Below are 19,068 nucleotides of genomic sequence, written 5' to 3' on the forward strand. Positions count from 1 at the left end.
AAGGGCGAAACCATAAGCAGTCGTTACCGCAGCAACGGATATGCACACGATCAACCGGCCTCTCACATCCGACTTTGCTTACGCCGCCGCCACTGCCGCGCCACCCACCAGCGCCAATACATCATCACCAGGCAATAAGCCAACGCCCCAAGCACAACGCCTACCACTACCGACCCCAACAAAAATGGCTGCCACAGGGTCGATAGTTCACCGCTGATCCATTCCCAGGTCAGCTCGTCCGGCAGATGCCGTGCGGGAACATCCATCAACCAGGCACCGGTCTGATAAGTACAGAAGAACACCGCCGGCATGGTGATCGGGTTGGTCAACCAGACCAGGCTGACCGCAATCGGCATGTTGCCGCGCACGATGATCGCGAGAACCGCAGCGACCAGCATCTGCATCGGAATCGGCAGGAATGCCGCGAACAAGCCGACTGCCATGGCCCGGGCGACGGAATGGCGATTGAGGTGCCAGAGGTTCGGGTCATGCAGCAGGGTGCCGAGAAAGCGTAAGGACTTGTGTTCCCTGATGCTGGTCGGGTCTGGCATGTAGCGTTTGAATAAGCGCCGGGGCATAAGGCTTCTCGGTCGATCAAGGTGGCAAGTATGTCTGGATTCCATGAGGCACCCATTCAGACTTTGTGACAATTGTTAACGACGGACGTGCGTCGGGCCGACTATGCCTAGGGACTGGACTCTCAAGGACGGGCTTATGCGCACAGGGATGATGGCGCTGGCGTTGGGCTTGCTGGCCTTGCGTTTTTTACCGGTGTTACCGCCGGTCTGGTTGTGGTTGTTGATGCCGGTGGCAGGCTTGATGTTGCTGCCGTTCAGGACGTATCCGGCTGCGTTTTTCCTGTTCGGCTTGAGTTGGGCCTGTGCCCATGCCCAATGGGCCCTGGATGATCGGCTGTCGCCGGCCCTCGACGGGGAAACGCGTTGGGTCGAAGGGCGTGTCAGCGGGCTGCCACAGAATGGTGAGGGGGTGGTGCGTTTCGAACTGACTGACAGTCGGTCACGCCGTACCGACCTGCCGCGACAGTTGCGTCTGGCCTGGTATGACGGTCCGCCGGTAAACAGCGGCGAACGCTGGCGGCTCGCGGTCAAGCTGAAGCGACCCGTGGGGTTGCTCAATCCGCATGCCTTCGACTATGAGGCCTGGCTGTTGGCGCAACGCATCGGTGCGACCGGGACGGTCAAGGCCGGGGAGCGGCTTGCACCAGCCCGGTGGGCCTGGCGCGACGGTATCCGCCAGAGGCTGCAGGCCGTGGATGCGCAAGGTCGAACTGGCGTGCTGGTTGCGCTGGTGCTGGGAGACGGCGCGGGGCTCAGCCGCGAAGACTGGCAGGTGTTGCAAGACACTGGCACCGTGCACCTGTTGGTGATTTCCGGGCAGCACGTCGGCTTGTTGGCGGGACTGGTTTATCTGTTGATCGCCGGGCTTGCCCGTTACGGCTTGTGGCCAGCCCGTCTACCATGGTTGCCTTGGGCCTGCAGCCTGGCTTTCGTGGCCGCCCTTGGCTATGGGCTGCTGGCTGGCTTCGAAGTGCCGGTCCGCCGAGCCTGCCTGATGATCGGCCTGGTGCTGCTATGGCGCCTGCGTTTTCGCCACCTGGGTGCCTGGTGGCCACTGTTGCTGGCGCTCAATGGCGTCTTGCTGATGGACCCGTTGGCGAGTCTGCAACCGGGGTTCTGGCTGTCCTTCGCGGCGGTGGCGGTGCTTATCTTCACGTTCGGTGGGCGCCTGGGGCCTTGGCCATGGTGGCAAACCTGGACCCGTGCCCAGTGGCTGATCGCTATTGGCCTTGGACCGTTTTTGCTGGTCCTGGGATTGCCGATCAGCCTTAGCGGGCCGCTGGTCAATCTGCTGGCGGTACCCTGGATCAGCCTGGTGGTGCTGCCCCCTGCATTGCTCGGGACACTTTTGCTGCCGGTGCCCTACGTCGGCGAGTGGCTGCTGTGGCTGGCGGGCGGCTTGATAGACTGGCTGTTCACCGGGTTGGCATTGGTCGCCGGCAAGGTTCCCGCCTGGGTGCCCGCGGCCATCCCGCTATGGGTCTGGGCCATCGGCACGTTGGGCGCCTTTTTGTTGCTGCTGCCGCGTGGCGTACCGATGCGACCGTTAGGCTGGCCTTTGCTGTTACTACTGGTTTTTCCTCCGCGGCCGGTGCTGCCCGAAGGCATTGCCGAGGTCTGGCAGCTGGATGTGGGCCAAGGGCTGGCGATCATGGTGCGCACGCGCCATCACACACTGTTGTATGACGCCGGTCCGCGTTTGCGTGGTCTTGACCAGGGTGAACGGGTGGTCCTGCCCGCACTGCGCAAGCTGGGTGTGAAGGCGCTCGACCTGATGTTGATCAGCCATGCCCATGCCGATCATGCCGGTGGCGCCCGGGCAGTGGCCAATGGATTGCCGGTGAAACGGGTGCTCAGTGGCGAACCTGCCGACCTGCCTGGCGAGTTGCAGGCCGAGGGCTGTGAGAGCGGTCGGCAGTGGACGTGGGACGGGGTCAACTTTCAACTGTGGCACTGGCCGCAGGCCAGGGACAGCAACCAGAACTCCTGTGTGTTGCAGATCGAAGCCAATGGCGAGCGATTGCTGCTCAGCGGTGACATCGACACCCACGCCGAGCGCGCGTTGCTCGCCAGCCCATTGGCCGTGCCTACCGATTGGTTGCAGTCACCGCACCACGGTAGTCGCAGTTCGTCGTCGATGGCGCTGCTCAACGTTCTACAGCCCAAGGCAGCACTGATTTCCCGTGGACAGGGCAACTCCTTCGGTCATCCTCATCCGGTGGTGATTGAGCGCTATCGACATCGCGCGATGGACATCTACGACAGTGCGCAGCAAGGCGCCGTTCATCTGCAACTGGGGCGTTTCGAACCACCGCGCTCGATGCGTCAAGAACGGCGCTTCTGGCGCGATCCGCCACCCTCGGGCAAATAACCTTGGGTGATCAAAGGCCGACCGGATGCGACATCACAGTCTTCGGTGAGCCCACCCCCTATGTTAGAGTGGCGCACTTTTTCGAGGGGACTGTCACTGTGTGGGAATTGGTCAAATCCGGCGGCTGGATGATGCTGCCGATCATCCTGAGTTCCATCGCGGCAATGGCTATCGTTGCCGAACGTCTGTGGACCCTGCGGGCCAGTCGCGTGACCCCGGAGCATTTGCTCGGGCAGGTCTGGGTCTGGATCAAGGACAAGCAACTTAACAAGGAGAAGCTCAAGGAACTGCGCGCCAATTCGCCGTTGGGCGAGATCCTGGCCGCTGGCCTGGCGAACTCCCGGCATGGTCGCGAGATCATGAAGGAGTGCATCGAAGAGGCCGCCGCGCGGGTCATCCATGAGCTGGAACGCTACATCAATGCCCTCGGTACCATCGCTGCCATGGCGCCATTGCTGGGGCTGCTGGGTACGGTGCTGGGCATGATCGATATTTTCAGTGCGTTCATGGGCACGGGCATGACCACCAATGCGGCGGTACTGGCCGGGGGTATCTCCAAAGCGCTGATCACCACGGCCGCCGGCTTGATGGTCGGTATCCCGTCGGTATTCTTCCACCGTTTCCTGCAACGCCGGATCGATGAACTGGTGGTCGGCATGGAGCAGGAAGCGATCAAGCTGGTCGAAGTCGTGCAGGGTGACCGTGACGTGGACCTGGCGGGGGGCAAAGCGTGAAATTCCGCCGCAAGCAACGGGAGAATGTGGACATCAACCTCGCGTCACTGATCGACGTGGTGTTTATCCTGCTGCTGTTTTTCGTCGTGACCACGACGTTCACCCGTGAAACCCAGTTGCGCGTCGATCTGCCCGAAGCGGTCAGCGGAGCGCCTTCCGATGACCAGCCCCGGCAACTGGACATCGCGATCAGTGCCGATGGCATATTCTCGGTGAACAACCAGGTATTGCCCAAGAGTGACCTGGCAACGCTGATGGATGCCCTGCAGAAACAGTCCAATGGCGATACCAGTCGACCGCTGTCCATCAGCGCCGACGGAAAATCCCAGCATCAGTCGGTCATCACCGCCATGGACGCTGCCGGCAAGCTCGGCTTCAGCCATCTGCGCATGACCACAGTCGAGGCGGCGCCGCCCGCGCCTTGAAAAGCATGTCCGAACGCTTGCTCGCTGCCTGGTACCGGGGGCATCCGGCCCTGAAGCTATTACAGCCGCTGGAGTGGTTGTACCGCCGCGTGGTCAACAACAAGCGCAAGCGCTTTCTGGCGGGCGAGGGCGAGATCTATCAACCACCGGTACCGCTGATCGTGGTGGGTAACATCACCGTGGGCGGCACCGGCAAGACACCGCTGATCCTGTGGATGATCCAGCACTGTCAACGCAGTGGCCTGCGGGTCGGCGTGGTCAGCCGGGGTTACGGTGCCAAGCCAGCGCAATTGCCGTGGCGGGTCGAGGCGGATCAAAGCGCCGACATCGCTGGCGATGAGCCGCTGTTGATCGTGCAGCGCACCGGCGTGCCGTTGATGATCGATCCGGATCGCAGTCGCGCGGTCAAAGCCCTACTTGACAGTGAGTCGCTGGACCTGATCCTGTCCGATGATGGCATGCAGCATTACCGCCTGGCGCGGGATCTGGAGCTGGTACTGATCGACGCGGCCCGCGGATTGGGCAACCGCCGCTGCTTGCCGGCCGGGCCGCTGCGTGAACCGGTCGAGCGTCTGCAAAGTGTCGATGCGGTGCTCTACAACGGCGCAACGGCTGACAGCGGCGACGGCTTTGCCTTCCAGTTGCAACCGACGGCGCTGGTCAACCTGCAAAGCGGCGAACGGCGCCCGCTCGATCACTTTCCCGCGGGCCAGGCGTTGCATGCGGTGGCCGGGATCGGTAACCCGCAGCGTTTCTTCAGGACCCTCGAAACGCTACACTGGCAGCCAGTCCCGCATGCATTCGCCGACCACGCCGAATACAGTGCGCAGGCCTTGAATTTCAACCCGTCATTGCCATTGGTGATGACCGAAAAGGATGCGGTGAAGTGCCGTGCCTTCGCCGCCCCCGACTGGTGGTACCTGGCGGTCGACGCCGTGCCGTCGCCAGCCTTCACGGCCTGGTTCGATACCCAGTTGATGCGCCTGTTGCCGGCGCGTCTTTTGCCTTAACTCCGTTTCTATCCAGGGAATGATCATGGACACAAAATTGCTCGATATCCTCGCTTGCCCGGTCTGCAAAGGTCCGCTCAAGCTCAGCGCTGACAAGACCGAGCTGATCAGCAAGGGCGCTGGCCTTGCGTACCCGATTCGCGACGGCATCCCGGTGATGCTCGAATCCGAAGCCCGTACCCTGACCACCGACGAGCGTCTGGATAAATGACTTCAGCCTTTACCGTTGTTATTCCTGCGCGCTACGCCTCCACCCGCTTGCCGGGCAAGCCGCTGCTGTCGATCGCTGGCAAGCCGATGATCCAGCACGTTTGGGAACAGGCGTGCAAAAGTAGCGCAGAGCGCGTGGTGGTTGCCACGGACGATGCGCGCATCGCCCAGGCCTGTGAAGGTTTTGGTGCCGAAGTGGTGATGACTCGCGAAGACCACAACTCCGGAACCGATCGCCTGGCTGAAGTCGCGGCAAAGCTGGGCCTGGCGCCAGACGCGATCGTGGTTAACGTCCAGGGTGACGAGCCGTTGATACCGCCGAGTGTCATTGACCAGGTGGCCGTCAACCTGGCTGCCCACACCGAAGCGCGCATGGCCACGTTGGCCGAGCCGATCGAAGACGTGGAGAGCCTGTTCAACTCCAACGTGGTCAAGGTCGTCAGTGACCTCAATGGCCTGGCGCTGACCTTCAGTCGCGCCACGTTGCCGTGGGCACGGGACACGTTCGCCAAGAGCCTCGAGCAAATGCCCGAAGGCGTGCCGTATCGCCGCCACATCGGCATCTATGCCTACCGCGCCGGTTTCCTGCATGACTTCGTCAGCTGGGGCCCTTGCTGGCTGGAAAACACCGAGTGCCTGGAACAACTGCGTGCCTTGTGGCACGGGGTACGGATCCACGTCGCCGATGCACTGATCGCGCCGCCTGCCGGCGTCGATACCGTTGAAGACCTTGAGCGCGTTCGTCGCCTGCTGGAGGCCTGATGCGGGTTCTGTTTGTCTGTCTGGGCAATATCTGTCGTTCACCCACGGCCGAAGGCGTTCTGCGGCATAAACTGCGTGAAGCGGGGCTGGCCGATCAAGTCGAAGTGGCCTCTGCCGGCACCGGCGACTGGCACGTGGGCAGCGCGCCGGACAAGCGCAGCCAGGCGGCGGCAAAACGCCGTGGTTACGATTTGTCCGCCCAACGCGCCCAACAGGTCACCCGTGCCGATTTCGCCACGTACGACCTGATCCTGGCGATGGACAACAGTAACCTGCGCAACCTCATGGATCTGCAACCGCCCAAGTGCAAGGCGGAGCTGGACCTGTTCCTGCGCCGCTACCCGTCGCAGGTCGAGGAAGTCCCGGACCCGTACAACGACAGTGAACATGGCTTCGAGCACGTGCTGGACTTGATCGAGCGCGCCAGTGACCTGCTGGTGATCGAACTGAAGGAACGGTTATGAGTTTGCAACTGCGATCCCAGGTTTCGCTCAAGCCGTTCAACAGCTTTGGAGTGGATGTCCAGGCCCGTCTTTTTGCCGAGGCCCATAGCGACGCCGATGTGCGTGAGGCCCTGGCCTATGCGCGGGAACACCAGGTGCCCTTGCTGGTGATCGGCGGTGGCAGCAACTTGCTGCTGACCGCTGACATTGAGTCGATGGTACTGCGCATGGTCACCCGCGGAATACGCGTGATCAGCGACGATGGCAGCAAAGTCGTGATCGAGGCCGAGGCGGGCGAGCCCTGGCATCCATTCGTGCAACACACCTTGGTGCAGGGCTTGTCAGGCCTGGAAAACCTCAGCCTGATTCCTGGCACCGTTGGCGCGGCCCCCATGCAGAACATCGGCGCCTATGGCGTCGAAATCAAGGATGTGTTCGCCGGCCTGACCGCCCTGGATCGCCAGACCGGCGAACTGCGCGACTTCAGTCTGCAAGAGTGCAACTTCGCTTACCGCGACAGCGTGTTCAAACAGGAGCCTGGGCGCTGGTTGATCCTGCGCGTGCGTTTCACCCTCGATCGCACCGCCCACCTGCATCTGGAGTACGGTCCTGTACGTCAGCGCCTGACCGAGCAGGGCATCGATCATCCGACGGCCACGGACGTCAGTCAGGCCATTTGCAGCATTCGCAACGAGAAGCTTCCGGACCCGGCGGTGCTCGGCAATGCCGGCAGCTTTTTCAAAAACCCCTTGGTCCCAGCGGCACTGGTCGCACAGCTCAAGGGTGAATACCCGGACCTGGTGGCCTACGCGCAACCCGACGGGCAGATGAAGCTGGCTGCCGGCTGGTTGATCGAGCGGGCAGGGTGGAAAGGCTTCCGCGATGCCGATGCAGGCGTGCATAAAATGCAGGCACTGGTGCTGGTCAATTACGGCAGTGCGACGGGGCTGCAATTGCTGCACCTGGCGCAGCGGATCCAGAAAGACATTTCAGAACGTTTCCATGTCGACCTGGAAATGGAGCCGAACCGCTATTGAGGCTACGCTTTCAAGGTGGACTTCAAAGCCCTGCACTGATGAAAAGTGCAGGGCTTTTTTGTTAATGCTGGGTTAACTGAGCGAGCTAACGATACATTGCATTTGTTCCATCAAAGGCCCGGTGCAGACGTCTCCGTCCGGCATAAGAGAGCCCTATTAGCCTGAGTAGATCTGCGTTATGCCAACCGCCGACCTCCCGGTGGCAGATTGCTCGACCCCATGACCTTTATAACTATGCGGGCGTGCCCATGATTACCCTGAAACTCAACGGTCAAGACCATCCACTCGATGTCACCGAGGATATGCCCTTGCTCTGGGCAATTCGCGACGTGGCCGGTTACAACGGCACCAAGTTTGGCTGTGGCATGGGCCTTTGCGGCGCCTGCACGATTCATATTGAAGGTGCTCCGGCGCGCAGTTGCATCACGCCGGTTGGCTCGGTCGTCGGCCAGAATGTCACCACCATCGACAACCTTCACGCCGACCCGGTCGGCAAAGTCGTGCAGCAAGCCTGGCTCGATACGGCCGTGGCTCAATGCGGTTACTGCCAGGGTGGGCAGATCATGTCCGCCACTGCGCTGCTCAAGACCAATCCCGACCCCAGCGATGAACAGATCGAAGAGGCGATGGTTGGCAACATCTGCCGCTGCGGCACCTACAACCGTATCAAGACCGCCATTCGCCAGGCATCCACTCACCTGAAGGAGGCCAAGGCATGAGCCGGTTACCGAATGATTTCGCCCTGAGCAACCTCAGTCGGCGGGGCTTCCTCAAGGGCGTGGGCGCCACCAGTGCGCTGGTGGTTGCCGCGAGTTGGGGCTGGCAAGACGCGTTTGCCGAAGAGGCGCAGAAAAAGTTTGGTGCCGATGGCATGCCCAATGGCTGGATCGACGATCCCAAGGTTTATGTGAGCATCGCCACTGATGGCACGGTGACGGTTGTCTGCAACCGTTCGGAAATGGGCCAGGGCGTACGGACCAGCCTGACCATGGTGGTGGCCGACGAGCTGGAAGCCGATTGGGCGCGGGTCAAGGTGCAACAGGCGCCGGGCGATGAAGTGCGGTTCGGCAACCAGGACACCGATGGTTCGCGCAGCATGCGTCACTGGTACGAACCGATGCGCCGCTGTGGCGCCGCCGCCCGGACCATGCTGGAACAGGCCGCCGCCGACCAGTGGAAAGTGCCGGTTGGCGAATGCCATGCGCAGCTGCATAAAGTCATCCATAAGCCTTCCGGTCGCGAACTGGAGTATGGCGCTCTGGCCGCCGCAGCCGGCGCCTTGGCCGTGCCGGCCCGGGACAGCTTGCGACTCAAGCAGCCCTCGGAGTTTCGCTACATCGGCAAGGAAGGCACCAGGGCCATCGATGGCGACGATATCGTCAACGGCCGCGCGGTATACGGCGCAGACGTGCATTTCGATGGCATGCTGTTCGCCGTCATTGCCCGGCCGGCGGTATATGGCGGCAAGGTCAAGAGCTTCGATGGCAGCGCTGCGATGAAAGTGCCGGGAGTGGTCAAGGTCATCCAGATTGAAAGCCGTCCACTGCCCTCGGAGTTTCAACCCCTGGGCGGCATCGCGGTGGTGGCCAACAACACTTGGGCGGCGATCAAGGGTCGCGATGCGTTGAAAATCGAATGGGACGACGGCCCCAACGCCAGCTACGACTCGATCGCCTACCGCAAGGAACTCGAGGCCGCTTCGCTCAAGCCGGGCAAAGTGGTGCGCAATACCGGCAATATCGACGACGCCATGGCCAATGCCGCCAGCATGCTGGAAGCCTCCTACTATTTGCCACACCTGTCACAATCGCCAATGGAGCCGATGGTTGCCATCGCTCGCTACAAGGACGGTGTGTGCCAAGCCTGGGGGCCAAGCCAGGCGCCACAGGTCACCCGCGAGCGGATCGGCGAACGCCTGGGCGTGCCATTCGATAAAGTCACCTTCAACGTGACGTTGCTGGGCGGGGGCTTCGGGCGCAAGTCCAAACCTGACTTCATTATCGAAGCGGCCATCCTGGCCAAGGAGTTCCCCGGCAAGGCGGTGCGGGTGCAATGGACCCGTGAAGACGATATTCACTGTTCCTATTTTCACACGGTGTCGGCCGAATACCTCAAGGCCAGCCTGAACAAGGACGGCTTGCCCTCCGGCTGGCTGCACCGCACGGTGGCGCCGAGCATTACCGCGTTGTTCGCGCCGGGCATGAACCATGAGGCCGCCTTCGAACTGGGGATGGGCTTCACCAACATGGCCTACGCAATTCCCAACATTCGCCTGGAAAACCCCGAGGCCACCGTCCATACGCGGGTTGGCTGGTATCGCTCGGTATCGAACATACCCCACGGTTTTGCGATTCAGAGCTTCATCGATGAACTGGCGCACAAGGCCGGAGAAGACCCGCTCAAGTACCAGGTCAGAATGCTCGGCCCGGACCGCCAGATCGATCCGCGCACCTTGAGTGAAGAATGGAACTACGGTGAATCGCCCGAGCGTTATCCGATCGATACCGCTCGCCTGCGCACGGTACTGGAAACTGCCGCGAAGGCCGCCGGTTGGGGACGTGAGTTGCCCAAGGGCCGAGGCTTGGGCCTGGCGGTGCATTACAGTTTCGTGACCTACGTGGCGGCAGTGATTGAAGTCGAAGTCAAGGACGATGGCACCTTGATCGTGCACAAAGCTGACATTGCCGTGGATTGCGGGCCGCAGATCAACCCCGAGCGGATTCGTTCGCAGTTCGAAGGTGCCTGCGTCATGGGCCTGGGCAATGCGGTGCTGGGCGAAATCAGCTTCAAGGATGGCAAGGTCCAGCAGGACAACTTCCACATGTACGAGGTGGCGCGCATGTCCCTGGCGCCCAAGGAGGTCGCGGTGCACCTGGTAACGCCGCCGGGCAATGTGCCGTTGGGCGGTGTCGGTGAACCGGGTGTGCCACCGATTGCGCCGGCGCTGTGCAACGCGATCTTTGCCGCCACCGGCAAGCGTATCCGCAGCCTGCCGGTCCGTTATCAATTACAGGGTTGGCAGAAGGTCGAGGCGTGATGGACAGTGCCGATCTGAATGTCCTGCGCAGCGTGCTGGAATGGCGTCGCGCCGGCCAGCGGGTGATGTTGTACAGCGTCGTGCAGACCTGGGGTACTGCGCCCCGGGCGCCTGGCGCAATGCTGGCATTGCGCGAGGACGGCGTGGTGATTGGCTCGGTGTCCGGTGGTTGTGTCGAAGACGACCTGATTGCCCGTTTGCATGACGGTCGCATTGCGGCCGACGGACCGCCGGTGCAACTGATCACCTATGGCGTCACCCGTGAGGAGGCGGCACGCTTCGGTTTGCCCTGCGGCGGCACTTTGCGTTTGACCGAGGAGCGCGTTGGCGATCCTGCGTGGGTCGCGGAGTTGCTGGCGCGCTGCGAAGGCCATGAAATCGTCGCGCGTTCGCTGGATATCGCGACCGGGGACGTCATTTTGCGGCCCGCCGCCAAGACCGATGTGCTGGCTTTCGATGGCCAGACCCTGCGGGCCATTTATGGCCCGCGTTGGCGCTTGTTGTTGATTGGCGCCGGGCAGTTGTCTCGCTTTGTCGCCGAGATGGCGCGGCTGCTGGATTTTGAAGTGCTGATTTGCGATCCGCGCAGCGAATTCGTCTACGGCTGGGAGGAACAGCACGGTCGATTTGTCTCGGGCATGCCCGATGAGGCGGTGCTGAACATCCAGACCGACGAGCGCACGGCTATCGTTGCGCTGACTCATGATCCGCGCCTGGATGATATGGCCTTGCTGACGGCTCTCGACTCCCGGGCCTTTTATGTTGGCGCACTCGGCTCCCGGGTCAACAGCCAAAAGCGCCGGGACAACCTGGCTCTGCTCGGTCTGTCGCAACAGGCCATCGGGCGGTTGCACGGCCCGGTCGGCTTGCACATTGGCAGCCACAGCCCGGCGGAAATCGCCTTGTCGCTGATGGCAGAGATTGTGGCGATCAAGAATGGTATCGAGCTCAAGCAGAAGAAACCGCTGCGGGAGGGTGTATGAGTCAATCCATCGGGGTGATCGTGTTGGCGGCGGGGCAGGGCAATCGTTTCCGACAAGTCGCGGGCGACGACAAGGACAAGCTGCTGGCTGACTGCATGGGGCGTGATGGCGCGGTTCGATCGGTCATCGAGCAAGTCCTGGTGAATCTACCTTCCGCGCTGGATAAGCGCTTTCTGGTGACCACGGCCGATCGTCCGCAAGTAAGTCGCATGGGCAAGGCCTATGGCTGTGAGATTGTCCTGATCGAAACGACCGGAATGGGCGACAGCATTGCGACAGGGGTGGCGGCAGGCGCTCAACTTGATGGTTGGCTGATGGTGCTGGGAGATATGCCGTTCATCCTGCCATCGAGTATCGAACGCGTTGTGGATCAGATAGCCGATGACTGCGTCAGCGTGCCGGTACAGGAGGGTGAGTACGGGCATCCGGTGGGCTTTGGACGCAGTTTTGCTCCGGGATTGATGGCGTTATCAGGCGATCGCGGCGCCAAGGGGTTGTTTGCTCAGGGACGGGTGGTGGAAGTGAGGGTGGATGACCCCGGTGTGTTGTGGGATGTGGATGTGCCTGAGAAGCTGACCTTCAAATAATCGCAGATTCTCTGTAGGAGCGAGCATGTCGAATCGTCGCACCGTCGCGATGGACGTCAACGATGACGCGGGGAACCTGGATACACGCGGTGCATTTGAGATCATCGCGAACATGCTCGCTCCTACAGAGGTATAAACGATCATGTTTCCCAGGGTTGTGTGAAGAACCAAAAAAAAAGCCCCGCCCGGGTTCACCGGGCGGGGCTTTTCAATGGCCGAGGGAATCAGACGAGAGGTTTAGGCTCGTGCTCTTTTTCCTGGGCTTTCTCGTGTTGCTCAACCGCTTCCTGAACGGAGCGAGGTGCTTCGGCAATCACCGACTCAACCGGCTCGGCAGCGACTTCAGCAGCCGGGGCAGATGCCTCGACCACTTCGGCGGCAACCGGAGCTGGCTCGGCAGCAACAACCTGGGCAGCAGCGGCCGCCAGTTCGGCTTCCTTCTGCAGACGCTCTTCTTCACGCTTGCGGCGACGCACTTCACGTGGGTCGTTCGGTGCGCGGCCACTTGGCGTCAGGGCGCTGATTGGCGCGGCTTCAACCACTGGAGCAGGCGTTGGGGCAACAACCGGCGCTTCAACCACTGGAGCTGGCTCGGCAGCGGCAACCACTGGCTCGGAGACCAACGCTTGCGCCACCTCGGCTTCAGCAACCGGCGCTGGAGCAGGGGTTTCGGCTACGGCTGGCTCGGCAACCCAGTTGAACGCGGTTTGCTCTTCGCGAACTTCACGAACGGCCTCGGTCACGGTTTCAGTCACGGTGTCGGCAACCGGTTCTGCAACCACGGCTGGCTCAGCTGCAGCTTCAACCACTGGCTGTGCTTCTGGCGCTGCTGCCACTTCGATTTCCGGCGAAGCTGTGGTTTCGACCGGAGTCGTCGCTTCCACCACTGGCGCTTCGGCCGGGGCCGTTTCCAGGGTGGCGGCGGTGGCGCGTTCGGCTTGCTCGTTGGCCTGTGCTTCGGCCGGAGCGCTGATCACGCTGCTGGCAACGGCTGCGGTAACAGCCAGGCCGGCGGCCAGGTCAGCAGTGCTTGGCGCTTCAGTGTTATCGCCGGCTTCGGACTCATCCGAACCTTCGATCACGTTGCCGTTGGCATCACGCTGACGCTCGCGGCGGTTGCTACGACGACGCTGGCCACGGGAGCGGCGGCGTGGACGATCGCCTTCGGCGCCTTCCTGACCCTCTTCCTGCAGTTGCTCTTCGTTACCGGTCAGCTCTTCTTCGGCTACGGCAGCCGCTTGCTCGGCACGCGGTTGACGTTCTTCACGCGGTGGGCGTGGAGCGCGTTCTTCGCGTGGCGGGCGGGCCGGGCGTTCTTCAGTGGTCGCGGCAGCGACAGCAGCGGCAGCAGGAGCGACAGCGTCCAGCGGCTCGCGCAGTTCACGCACACGCTCCTCACGCTCGCCACGTGGCTTGCGATCTTCGCGCGGGGCACGCGGAGTACGCTCTTCACGTGGCGCGCGCGGAGCGCGTTCTTCACGTGGAGCACGTTCTTCGCGGGCTACGACTGGCGTTTCTTCGCGGGTTTCGCGTGGTTCACGTACTTCGCGTGGCTGGCGCTCTTCGCGCGGCTCGCGTGGGGCGCGTTCTTCGCGGGGCGCGCGCTCTTCACGAGGCTTGCGCTCTTCATCGCGGCGACCGTTACGGGTGCGGCTCTGCTGGCGGCCGGTACGACGTTGTTCCTCGTTGCTGCGTGCGGGACGCTCGGTGGTAGCCGGTTTCTCAACCACGGTCGGAGCGACAGGCTCTTCCTTGGACGCGAACAGGCTGACCAACGACTTCACCAGGCCTTTGAAAAGGCTTGGCTCTGGCGCGGCGACAGGTGCGGGAACCGGTGCGGCGACGACTTCGGTCGGCACCGGAGCGTTGGCGCGGGCGGGAGCCGTCTTGACCGCGGCTTCCTGGCGTACCAGGGTGCGGGTCGCGGCAGCTGGCTGCACTTCTTCCACTTCGGCAGCGGCAGCGGCGATTTCGTAGCTGGACTGGTTGATCGCCGCTTCCGGGCTGTCATCACGCAGGCGCTGAACTTCGAAGTGCGGCGTTTCGAGGTGATCGTTCGGCAGGATGACGATGCGGGCACGGGTACGCAGTTCGATCTTGGTGATCGAGTTACGCTTTTCGTTGAGCAGGAACGCGGCCACCGGGATCGGCACTTGTGCACGAACTTCGGCGGTGCGGTCTTTCAGGGCTTCTTCTTCGATCAGGCGCAGGATCGCCAAAGACAGCGATTCAACGTCACGGATGATGCCGGTGCCGTTGCAGCGCGGGCAAACGATGCCGCTGCTTTCACCCAGGGATGGGCGCAGGCGCTGACGGGACATTTCCAGCAGGCCGAAGCGCGAGATGCGACCGACTTGCACGCGGGCGCGGTCGGCTTCCAGGCATTCGCGGACTTTCTCTTCCACGGCACGCTGGTTCTTGGCCGGGGTCATGTCGATGAAGTCGATGACGATCAGGCCGCCGATGTCGCGCAGGCGCAACTGGCGGGCGATTTCTTCGGCGGCTTCAAGGTTGGTCTGCAGCGCGGTTTCTTCGATGTCGCTACCTTTGGTGGCGCGCGCCGAGTTGATGTCGATGGACACCAGGGCTTCGGTCGGATCGATCACGATGGAGCCGCCGGAAGGCAGTTCGACGACGCGCTGGAAAGCGGTTTCGATCTGGCTTTCGATCTGGAAGCGGTTGAACAGCGGAACGCTGTCTTCGTAGAGCTTGATCTTGCTGGCGTACTGCGGCATCACCTGGCGAATGAAGGTCAGGGCTTCGTCCTGGGCTTCAACGCTGTCGATCAGCACTTCGCCGATGTCCTGGCGCAGGTAGTCGCGGATCGCGCGGATGATCACGTTGCTTTCCTGGTAGATCAGGAACGGCGCGGAACGATCCAGCGAAGCTTCTTTGATGGCGGTCCACAGTTGCAGCAGGTAGTCGAGGTCCCACTGCATTTCTTCGCTGCTGCGACCCAGGCCGGCAGTGCGCACGATCAGGCCCATGTCGGCCGGGGCAACCAGGCCGTTCAGCGCTTCACGCAATTCATTGCGCTCTTCGCCTTCGATGCGACGGGAGATACCGCCGGCACGCGGGTTGTTCGGCATCAGCACGAGGTAACGACCGGCCAGGCTGATGAACGTGGTCAGGGCGGCGCCCTTGTTGCCACGCTCTTCTTTTTCGACCTGAACGATGACTTCCTGGCCTTCGCTCAGGACGTCCTTGATGTTGACGCGGCCTTCAGGGGTTTTCTTGAAGTATTCGCGGGAGATTTCTTTGAGGGGCAGGAAGCCGTGGCGCTCAGAGCCGAAATCGACAAAGGCAGCCTCCAGGCTTGGTTCGATGCGAGTAATCCGGCCTTTATAGATGTTGGCCTTCTTCTGCTCGCGTGCACCGGATTCGATGTCCAGGTCGTAGAGGCGCTGGCCATCTACCAGTGCAACACGCAACTCTTCGGGTTGAGTTGCGTTAATCAGCATTCTTTTCATGTAGTACCGTCGGTTTCCGGGCTGCCGGAAACGGCGTTCGGCACACACGACTTCTCATGGTCGGTGTCAGGTGCGTCGGGAGTGGTTGGCCATTCCCGTGTCCAGCGATGTCCGGCCAATGTGGGCCTTCGTCGCGACGTACGCGTCCTGCTTGCTGTGGCTACTTAAGCACTCAGTCAGGAGGAGGAATCAACCGGCGGCTGTGGACGAGATGAAGCGTCTTGATAAAGCCTATTGCTACACAGGCCAGCGGTTGTGCATCTCCACCCTACACGTATCCCTGATAATTCGGGTGCTGCCGCGCGCAGAATCCGCAGCGGGTTGGCATTTACCGTGAGCTCCGAAAGGGGAGGTCACGCATCATGGCTAATTTAGGCGTTGTTTCCGAAGCGTTTCGCTCGGGGTCATCCGCAGCTGACTGCACTTTGTGAACTGGCCATGAATATTGGCTCGAAAAGCGAGTGGAAACTCTGCTTTGCGGTTTGATTCAGGCCTCATGTCACCTGCGCTTGTTACAGTTGCAAACTCCACCGTTACGTAGCGAAAACCCCGTAGGACGGCCTCGCGTCCTGGTGAATTGCGTTGGTCAGGGCCGGTTTTTGACCGTTGGTCCGCTGGCCAGGCCGCTTTTGGCGGCGTTCGCGACTATAGCAGCAATGATTAAGTGCTTCAATTCCATAAAAAATTGTTATCATCCGCGCCATGACGACGACTACCCCCCCGACTCCAGGCGTACAACTGCTTGAGGTCTCGCCGGAATATGCCGGCCAACGTATTGATAACTTCCTTCTCGCTCGGCTCAAAGGCGTGCCCAAGACCTTGATTTACCGCATTTTGCGTAAAGGCGAAGTGCGAGTGAACAAGGGTCGGATCAAGCCCGAATACAAGCTGCAGGCGGGCGATATCGTGCGCGTGCCGCCGGTTCGCGTGCCTGAGCGCGACGAGCCGGTGCCGCTGGCCCAGGGGCTGTTGCAGCGCCTGGAAGCCTCGATTGTCTTTGAAGGCAAGGCCCTGATCGTGATCAACAAGCCTGCCGGCATTGCGGTTCACGGTGGTAGCGGCCTGACGTTCGGGGTGATCGAAGCCTTCCGTCAGCTGCGCCCCGATTGCAAGGAGCTTGAGCTGGTTCACCGTCTCGACCGTGATACGTCCGGCCTGTTGATGATCGCCAAGAAGCGCAGCATGTTGCGCCACCTGCACACCGCATTGCGCGGTGATGGCGTCGACAAGCGCTACATGGCGCTGGTGCGCGGTAACTGGGCGAGCTCGATCAAGCAGGTTCGTGCGGCGTTGGGCAAGAGCAACCTGCGCTCCGGCGAACGCATGGTCGAGGTCGACGAAGAGGAGGGCAAGGAGTCCGTGACCGTGTTCAAGGTCCTGCGCCGCTTCGGTGACTTTGCCACCCTGATCGAAGCCAAGCCGATCACTGGCCGGACTCACCAGATTCGTGTGCACACCTTGCACGCCGGGCATTGCATCGCTGGCGACAGCAAGTATGGTGACGAAGGTTTCAGCAAGGAAATTCGCGATCTGGGCGGTAAGCGCCTGTTCCTGCATGCCTACATGCTGACTGTACCGTTGCCGGATGGTGGCGAATTGAAATTGCAGGCGCCTGTCGACGAAATGTGGGCTAAAACCGTGGAGCGCCTGAGTGCACCCATCTGATTACAAGCTGCTGATTTTCGATTGGGACGGCACGCTGGCCGATTCCATTGGTCGGATTGTCGAGGCGATGCACGTGGCGTCGCAGCGGTCCGGGTTCGAGCAGTGCGATGATCTTGCGGTCAAGGGCATCATCGGCCTGGGTCTGCCGGAGGCGATTCGTACCCTGTATCCGGAAATCGGCGATGCCGAACTTGTAGCGTTTCGTCAGCACTACGCCGATCACTACATCGCCTCGGAAGCGGTACCTTCGCCCTTGTTCGAGGGCGTGGTCGAGTCGCTCGAGGCGTTTCGTGCCGAGGGTTATCACCTGGCCGTGGCCACGGGCAAGGCCCGTCGCGGGCTGGATCGGGTGCTGAAGTCTCACGGTTGGGAAAATTACTTCGATATCACCCGGGCTGCCGACGAGACAGCCAGCAAGCCCCATCCGCTGATGCTTGAGCAGATACTGGCGCATTGTGATGTGCGTGCGGATCAGGCCCTGATGGTTGGCGACTCGTCCTTCGATCTGCAGATGGCGCGCAATGCCGGCATGGATTCGGTGGCGGTCAGCTACGGCGCGCAATCGATTGAAGCGCTGAAGCTGTTCGAGCCACGACTGGCTATCGATCGTTTTTCACAATTGCACGCCTGGCTGGGTCAGCGGGCCTAATACGTTATTGCTGGGGTAAATGGCATGGCCGACGAATGGAAAGCGCCCGCCAAGGCGAGCGCAGAGAGCGGTGACGAAAAAAGCTGGAAGCTGTTGGAGAAGACCCTGCTGGCCGGTGTGCAGGAGCAGCGTCGCTCCCGGCGTTGGGGGATTTTCTTCAAGTTGTTGACCTTCGTGTACCTGTTTGTCGCGTTGGCGCTGTTTACGCCTCTGATGGATATCGAGAAGGCTGCAACCCGCAGTGGTAACTACACCGCGTTGATCGAGATCGACGGCATGATCGCCGACAAGGAGCCGGCCAGTGCCGACAACATCGTCGGTAGCCTGCGAGCCGCCTTCGAAGACGACAAGGTCAAGGGTGTCATCCTGCGCATCAATAGCCCGGGCGGCAGTCCGGTGCAGTCAGGCTATGTCTATGACGAGATTCGCCGTCTGCGTGGACTGCATCCGGATACCAAGCTTTACGCGGTGATTTCCGACCTGGGTGCTTCCGGCGCGTATTACATTGCCAGTGCGGCGGACCAAATCTATGCCGACAAGGCGAGCCTGGTGGGCTCCATCGGGGTAACGGCGGCCGGCTACGGGTTTGTCGGCACCATGGAGAAGCTGGGAGTGGAGCGTCGCACCTACACTTCGGGCGAGCACAAATCCTTCCTCGACCCGTTCCAGCCGCAGAAGCCTGAAGAAACGGCGTTCTGGCAGGGTGTGCTCGATACCACCCACAAACAGTTCATCAGCAGCGTCAAGCAGGGTCGTGGCGATCGCCTGAAGGACAAGGAGCATCCGGAGCTGTTCTCCGGGCTGGTCTGGTCGGGTGAGCAGGCGCTGCCGCTGGGCTTGATCGACGGCCTGGGTAATGCCAGTTATGTCGCGCGGGATGTGATCGGCGAAAAAGAGCTGGTGGACTTCACCGTTCAGGAATCGCCGTTCGATCGCTTCTCGAAAAAGCTCGGCGCCAGCGTGGCTGAGCACTTGGCAATGTGGATGGGGTTCAACGGTCCGTCGTTGCGCTGATTCTGTAGGAGCGAGCATGCTCGCGATGGTCTACAGAGCGCCGCGTTCACCCAGGAATCCCGCGTTTGCGTTGACGTCCATCGCGAGCATGCT

Annotated in this window: 17 protein-coding genes; 15 read left to right on the plus strand and 2 right to left on the minus strand. The window is 61.6% G+C overall.

The genetic code is table 11. The features are described from left to right. Positions 1-62: 62 nt before the first annotated feature. Positions 63-578 (minus strand): DUF2062 domain-containing protein, encoded by a 516-nt coding sequence (locus tag PG5_RS25300; protein WP_020799916.1) that lies wholly within the window; start codon positions 576-578, stop codon positions 63-65. A 136-nt stretch (positions 579-714) separates the two neighbouring features. On the opposite strand from PG5_RS25300, the gene PG5_RS25305 reads away from it, so the two are divergent. From PG5_RS25305 to PG5_RS25360, 12 genes are all read left to right on the plus strand, one after another. After that, positions 715-2,949 carry a DNA internalization-related competence protein ComEC/Rec2 gene (locus PG5_RS25305; RefSeq protein ID WP_020799917.1) on the plus strand — a complete coding sequence of 745 codons (2,235 nt, stop codon included), beginning with the start codon at positions 715-717 and terminating at the stop codon, positions 2,947-2,949. Positions 2,950-3,047: 98 nt separating this feature from the next. Then, positions 3,048-3,683 carry a MotA/TolQ/ExbB proton channel family protein gene (locus tag PG5_RS25310; RefSeq protein ID WP_020799918.1) on the plus strand — a complete coding sequence of 212 codons (636 nt, stop codon included), beginning with the start codon at positions 3,048-3,050 and terminating at the stop codon, positions 3,681-3,683. After that, positions 3,680-4,108, plus strand: coding sequence for a biopolymer transporter ExbD (locus PG5_RS25315; RefSeq protein WP_020799919.1), 429 nt, complete (start codon positions 3,680-3,682; stop codon positions 4,106-4,108). The genes PG5_RS25310 and PG5_RS25315 overlap by 4 nt, the downstream gene beginning before the upstream one ends. A gap of 5 nt (positions 4,109-4,113) precedes the next feature. Further along, positions 4,114-5,118: a tetraacyldisaccharide 4'-kinase gene (lpxK, locus tag PG5_RS25320; protein WP_020799920.1), complete on the plus strand. Its 1,005-nt coding sequence runs from the start codon at positions 4,114-4,116 to the stop codon at positions 5,116-5,118. A 25-nt stretch (positions 5,119-5,143) separates the two neighbouring features. Beyond that, complete coding sequence (locus PG5_RS25325; protein ID WP_003179363.1) at positions 5,144-5,329, plus strand: Trm112 family protein; 186 nt, start codon at positions 5,144-5,146, stop codon at positions 5,327-5,329. Further along, on the plus strand, positions 5,326-6,090 hold the full coding sequence (gene kdsB, locus PG5_RS25330; RefSeq protein WP_020799921.1) for a 3-deoxy-manno-octulosonate cytidylyltransferase: 765 nt from the start codon (positions 5,326-5,328) through the stop codon (positions 6,088-6,090). The genes PG5_RS25325 and kdsB overlap by 4 nt, the downstream gene beginning before the upstream one ends. Then, complete coding sequence (locus PG5_RS25335; RefSeq protein ID WP_020799922.1) at positions 6,090-6,554, plus strand: low molecular weight protein-tyrosine-phosphatase; 465 nt, start codon at positions 6,090-6,092, stop codon at positions 6,552-6,554. Before kdsB ends, PG5_RS25335 begins: the two co-directional genes overlap by 1 nt. After that, positions 6,551-7,570 carry a UDP-N-acetylmuramate dehydrogenase gene (murB, locus tag PG5_RS25340; protein WP_020799923.1) on the plus strand — a complete coding sequence of 340 codons (1,020 nt, stop codon included), beginning with the start codon at positions 6,551-6,553 and terminating at the stop codon, positions 7,568-7,570. Before PG5_RS25335 ends, murB begins: the two co-directional genes overlap by 4 nt. 248 nt (positions 7,571-7,818) lie before the next feature. Further along, positions 7,819-8,289 (plus strand): (2Fe-2S)-binding protein, encoded by a 471-nt coding sequence (locus PG5_RS25345; RefSeq protein WP_020799924.1) that lies wholly within the window; start codon positions 7,819-7,821, stop codon positions 8,287-8,289. After that, a complete protein-coding gene (locus PG5_RS25350) occupies positions 8,286-10,607 on the plus strand; it encodes a xanthine dehydrogenase family protein molybdopterin-binding subunit (protein ID WP_020799925.1) in 2,322 nt (773 codons plus the stop codon). The genes PG5_RS25345 and PG5_RS25350 overlap by 4 nt, the downstream gene beginning before the upstream one ends. After that, complete coding sequence (locus PG5_RS25355; protein ID WP_020799926.1) at positions 10,607-11,590, plus strand: XdhC family protein; 984 nt, start codon at positions 10,607-10,609, stop codon at positions 11,588-11,590. The genes PG5_RS25350 and PG5_RS25355 overlap by 1 nt, the downstream gene beginning before the upstream one ends. Next, entirely contained in the window at positions 11,587-12,177 is a 591-nt protein-coding gene (locus PG5_RS25360) for an NTP transferase domain-containing protein (protein WP_020799927.1), read from the plus strand. Before PG5_RS25355 ends, PG5_RS25360 begins: the two co-directional genes overlap by 4 nt. Positions 12,178-12,401: 224 nt before the next feature. Here PG5_RS25360 and rne read toward each other — a convergent pair whose 3' ends face one another. After that, entirely contained in the window at positions 12,402-15,647 is a 3,246-nt protein-coding gene (rne, locus tag PG5_RS25365; protein WP_042955732.1) for a ribonuclease E, read from the minus strand. 702 nt (positions 15,648-16,349) lie between these two features. Here rne and rluC point away from each other — a divergent pair. The 3 genes from rluC to PG5_RS25380 are packed head-to-tail and all read left to right on the plus strand — an operon-like array spanning position 16,350 to position 18,975. Then, positions 16,350-17,312 carry a 23S rRNA pseudouridine(955/2504/2580) synthase RluC gene (gene rluC / locus PG5_RS25370; protein ID WP_020799930.1) on the plus strand — a complete coding sequence of 321 codons (963 nt, stop codon included), beginning with the start codon at positions 16,350-16,352 and terminating at the stop codon, positions 17,310-17,312. Continuing rightward, positions 17,299-17,961, plus strand: a complete 663-nt coding sequence (locus PG5_RS25375) for an HAD-IA family hydrolase (RefSeq protein ID WP_020799931.1) — start codon at positions 17,299-17,301, stop codon at positions 17,959-17,961. Before rluC ends, PG5_RS25375 begins: the two co-directional genes overlap by 14 nt. 24 nt (positions 17,962-17,985) lie before the next feature. Next, entirely contained in the window at positions 17,986-18,975 is a 990-nt protein-coding gene (locus PG5_RS25380) for a S49 family peptidase (protein WP_020799932.1), read from the plus strand. Positions 18,976-19,068: the final 93 nt, after the last annotated feature.

It is taken from the genome of Pseudomonas sp. G5(2012) (genome assembly GCF_000408945.1).
Lineage (GTDB): Bacteria > Pseudomonadota > Gammaproteobacteria > Pseudomonadales > Pseudomonadaceae > Aquipseudomonas > Aquipseudomonas umsongensis.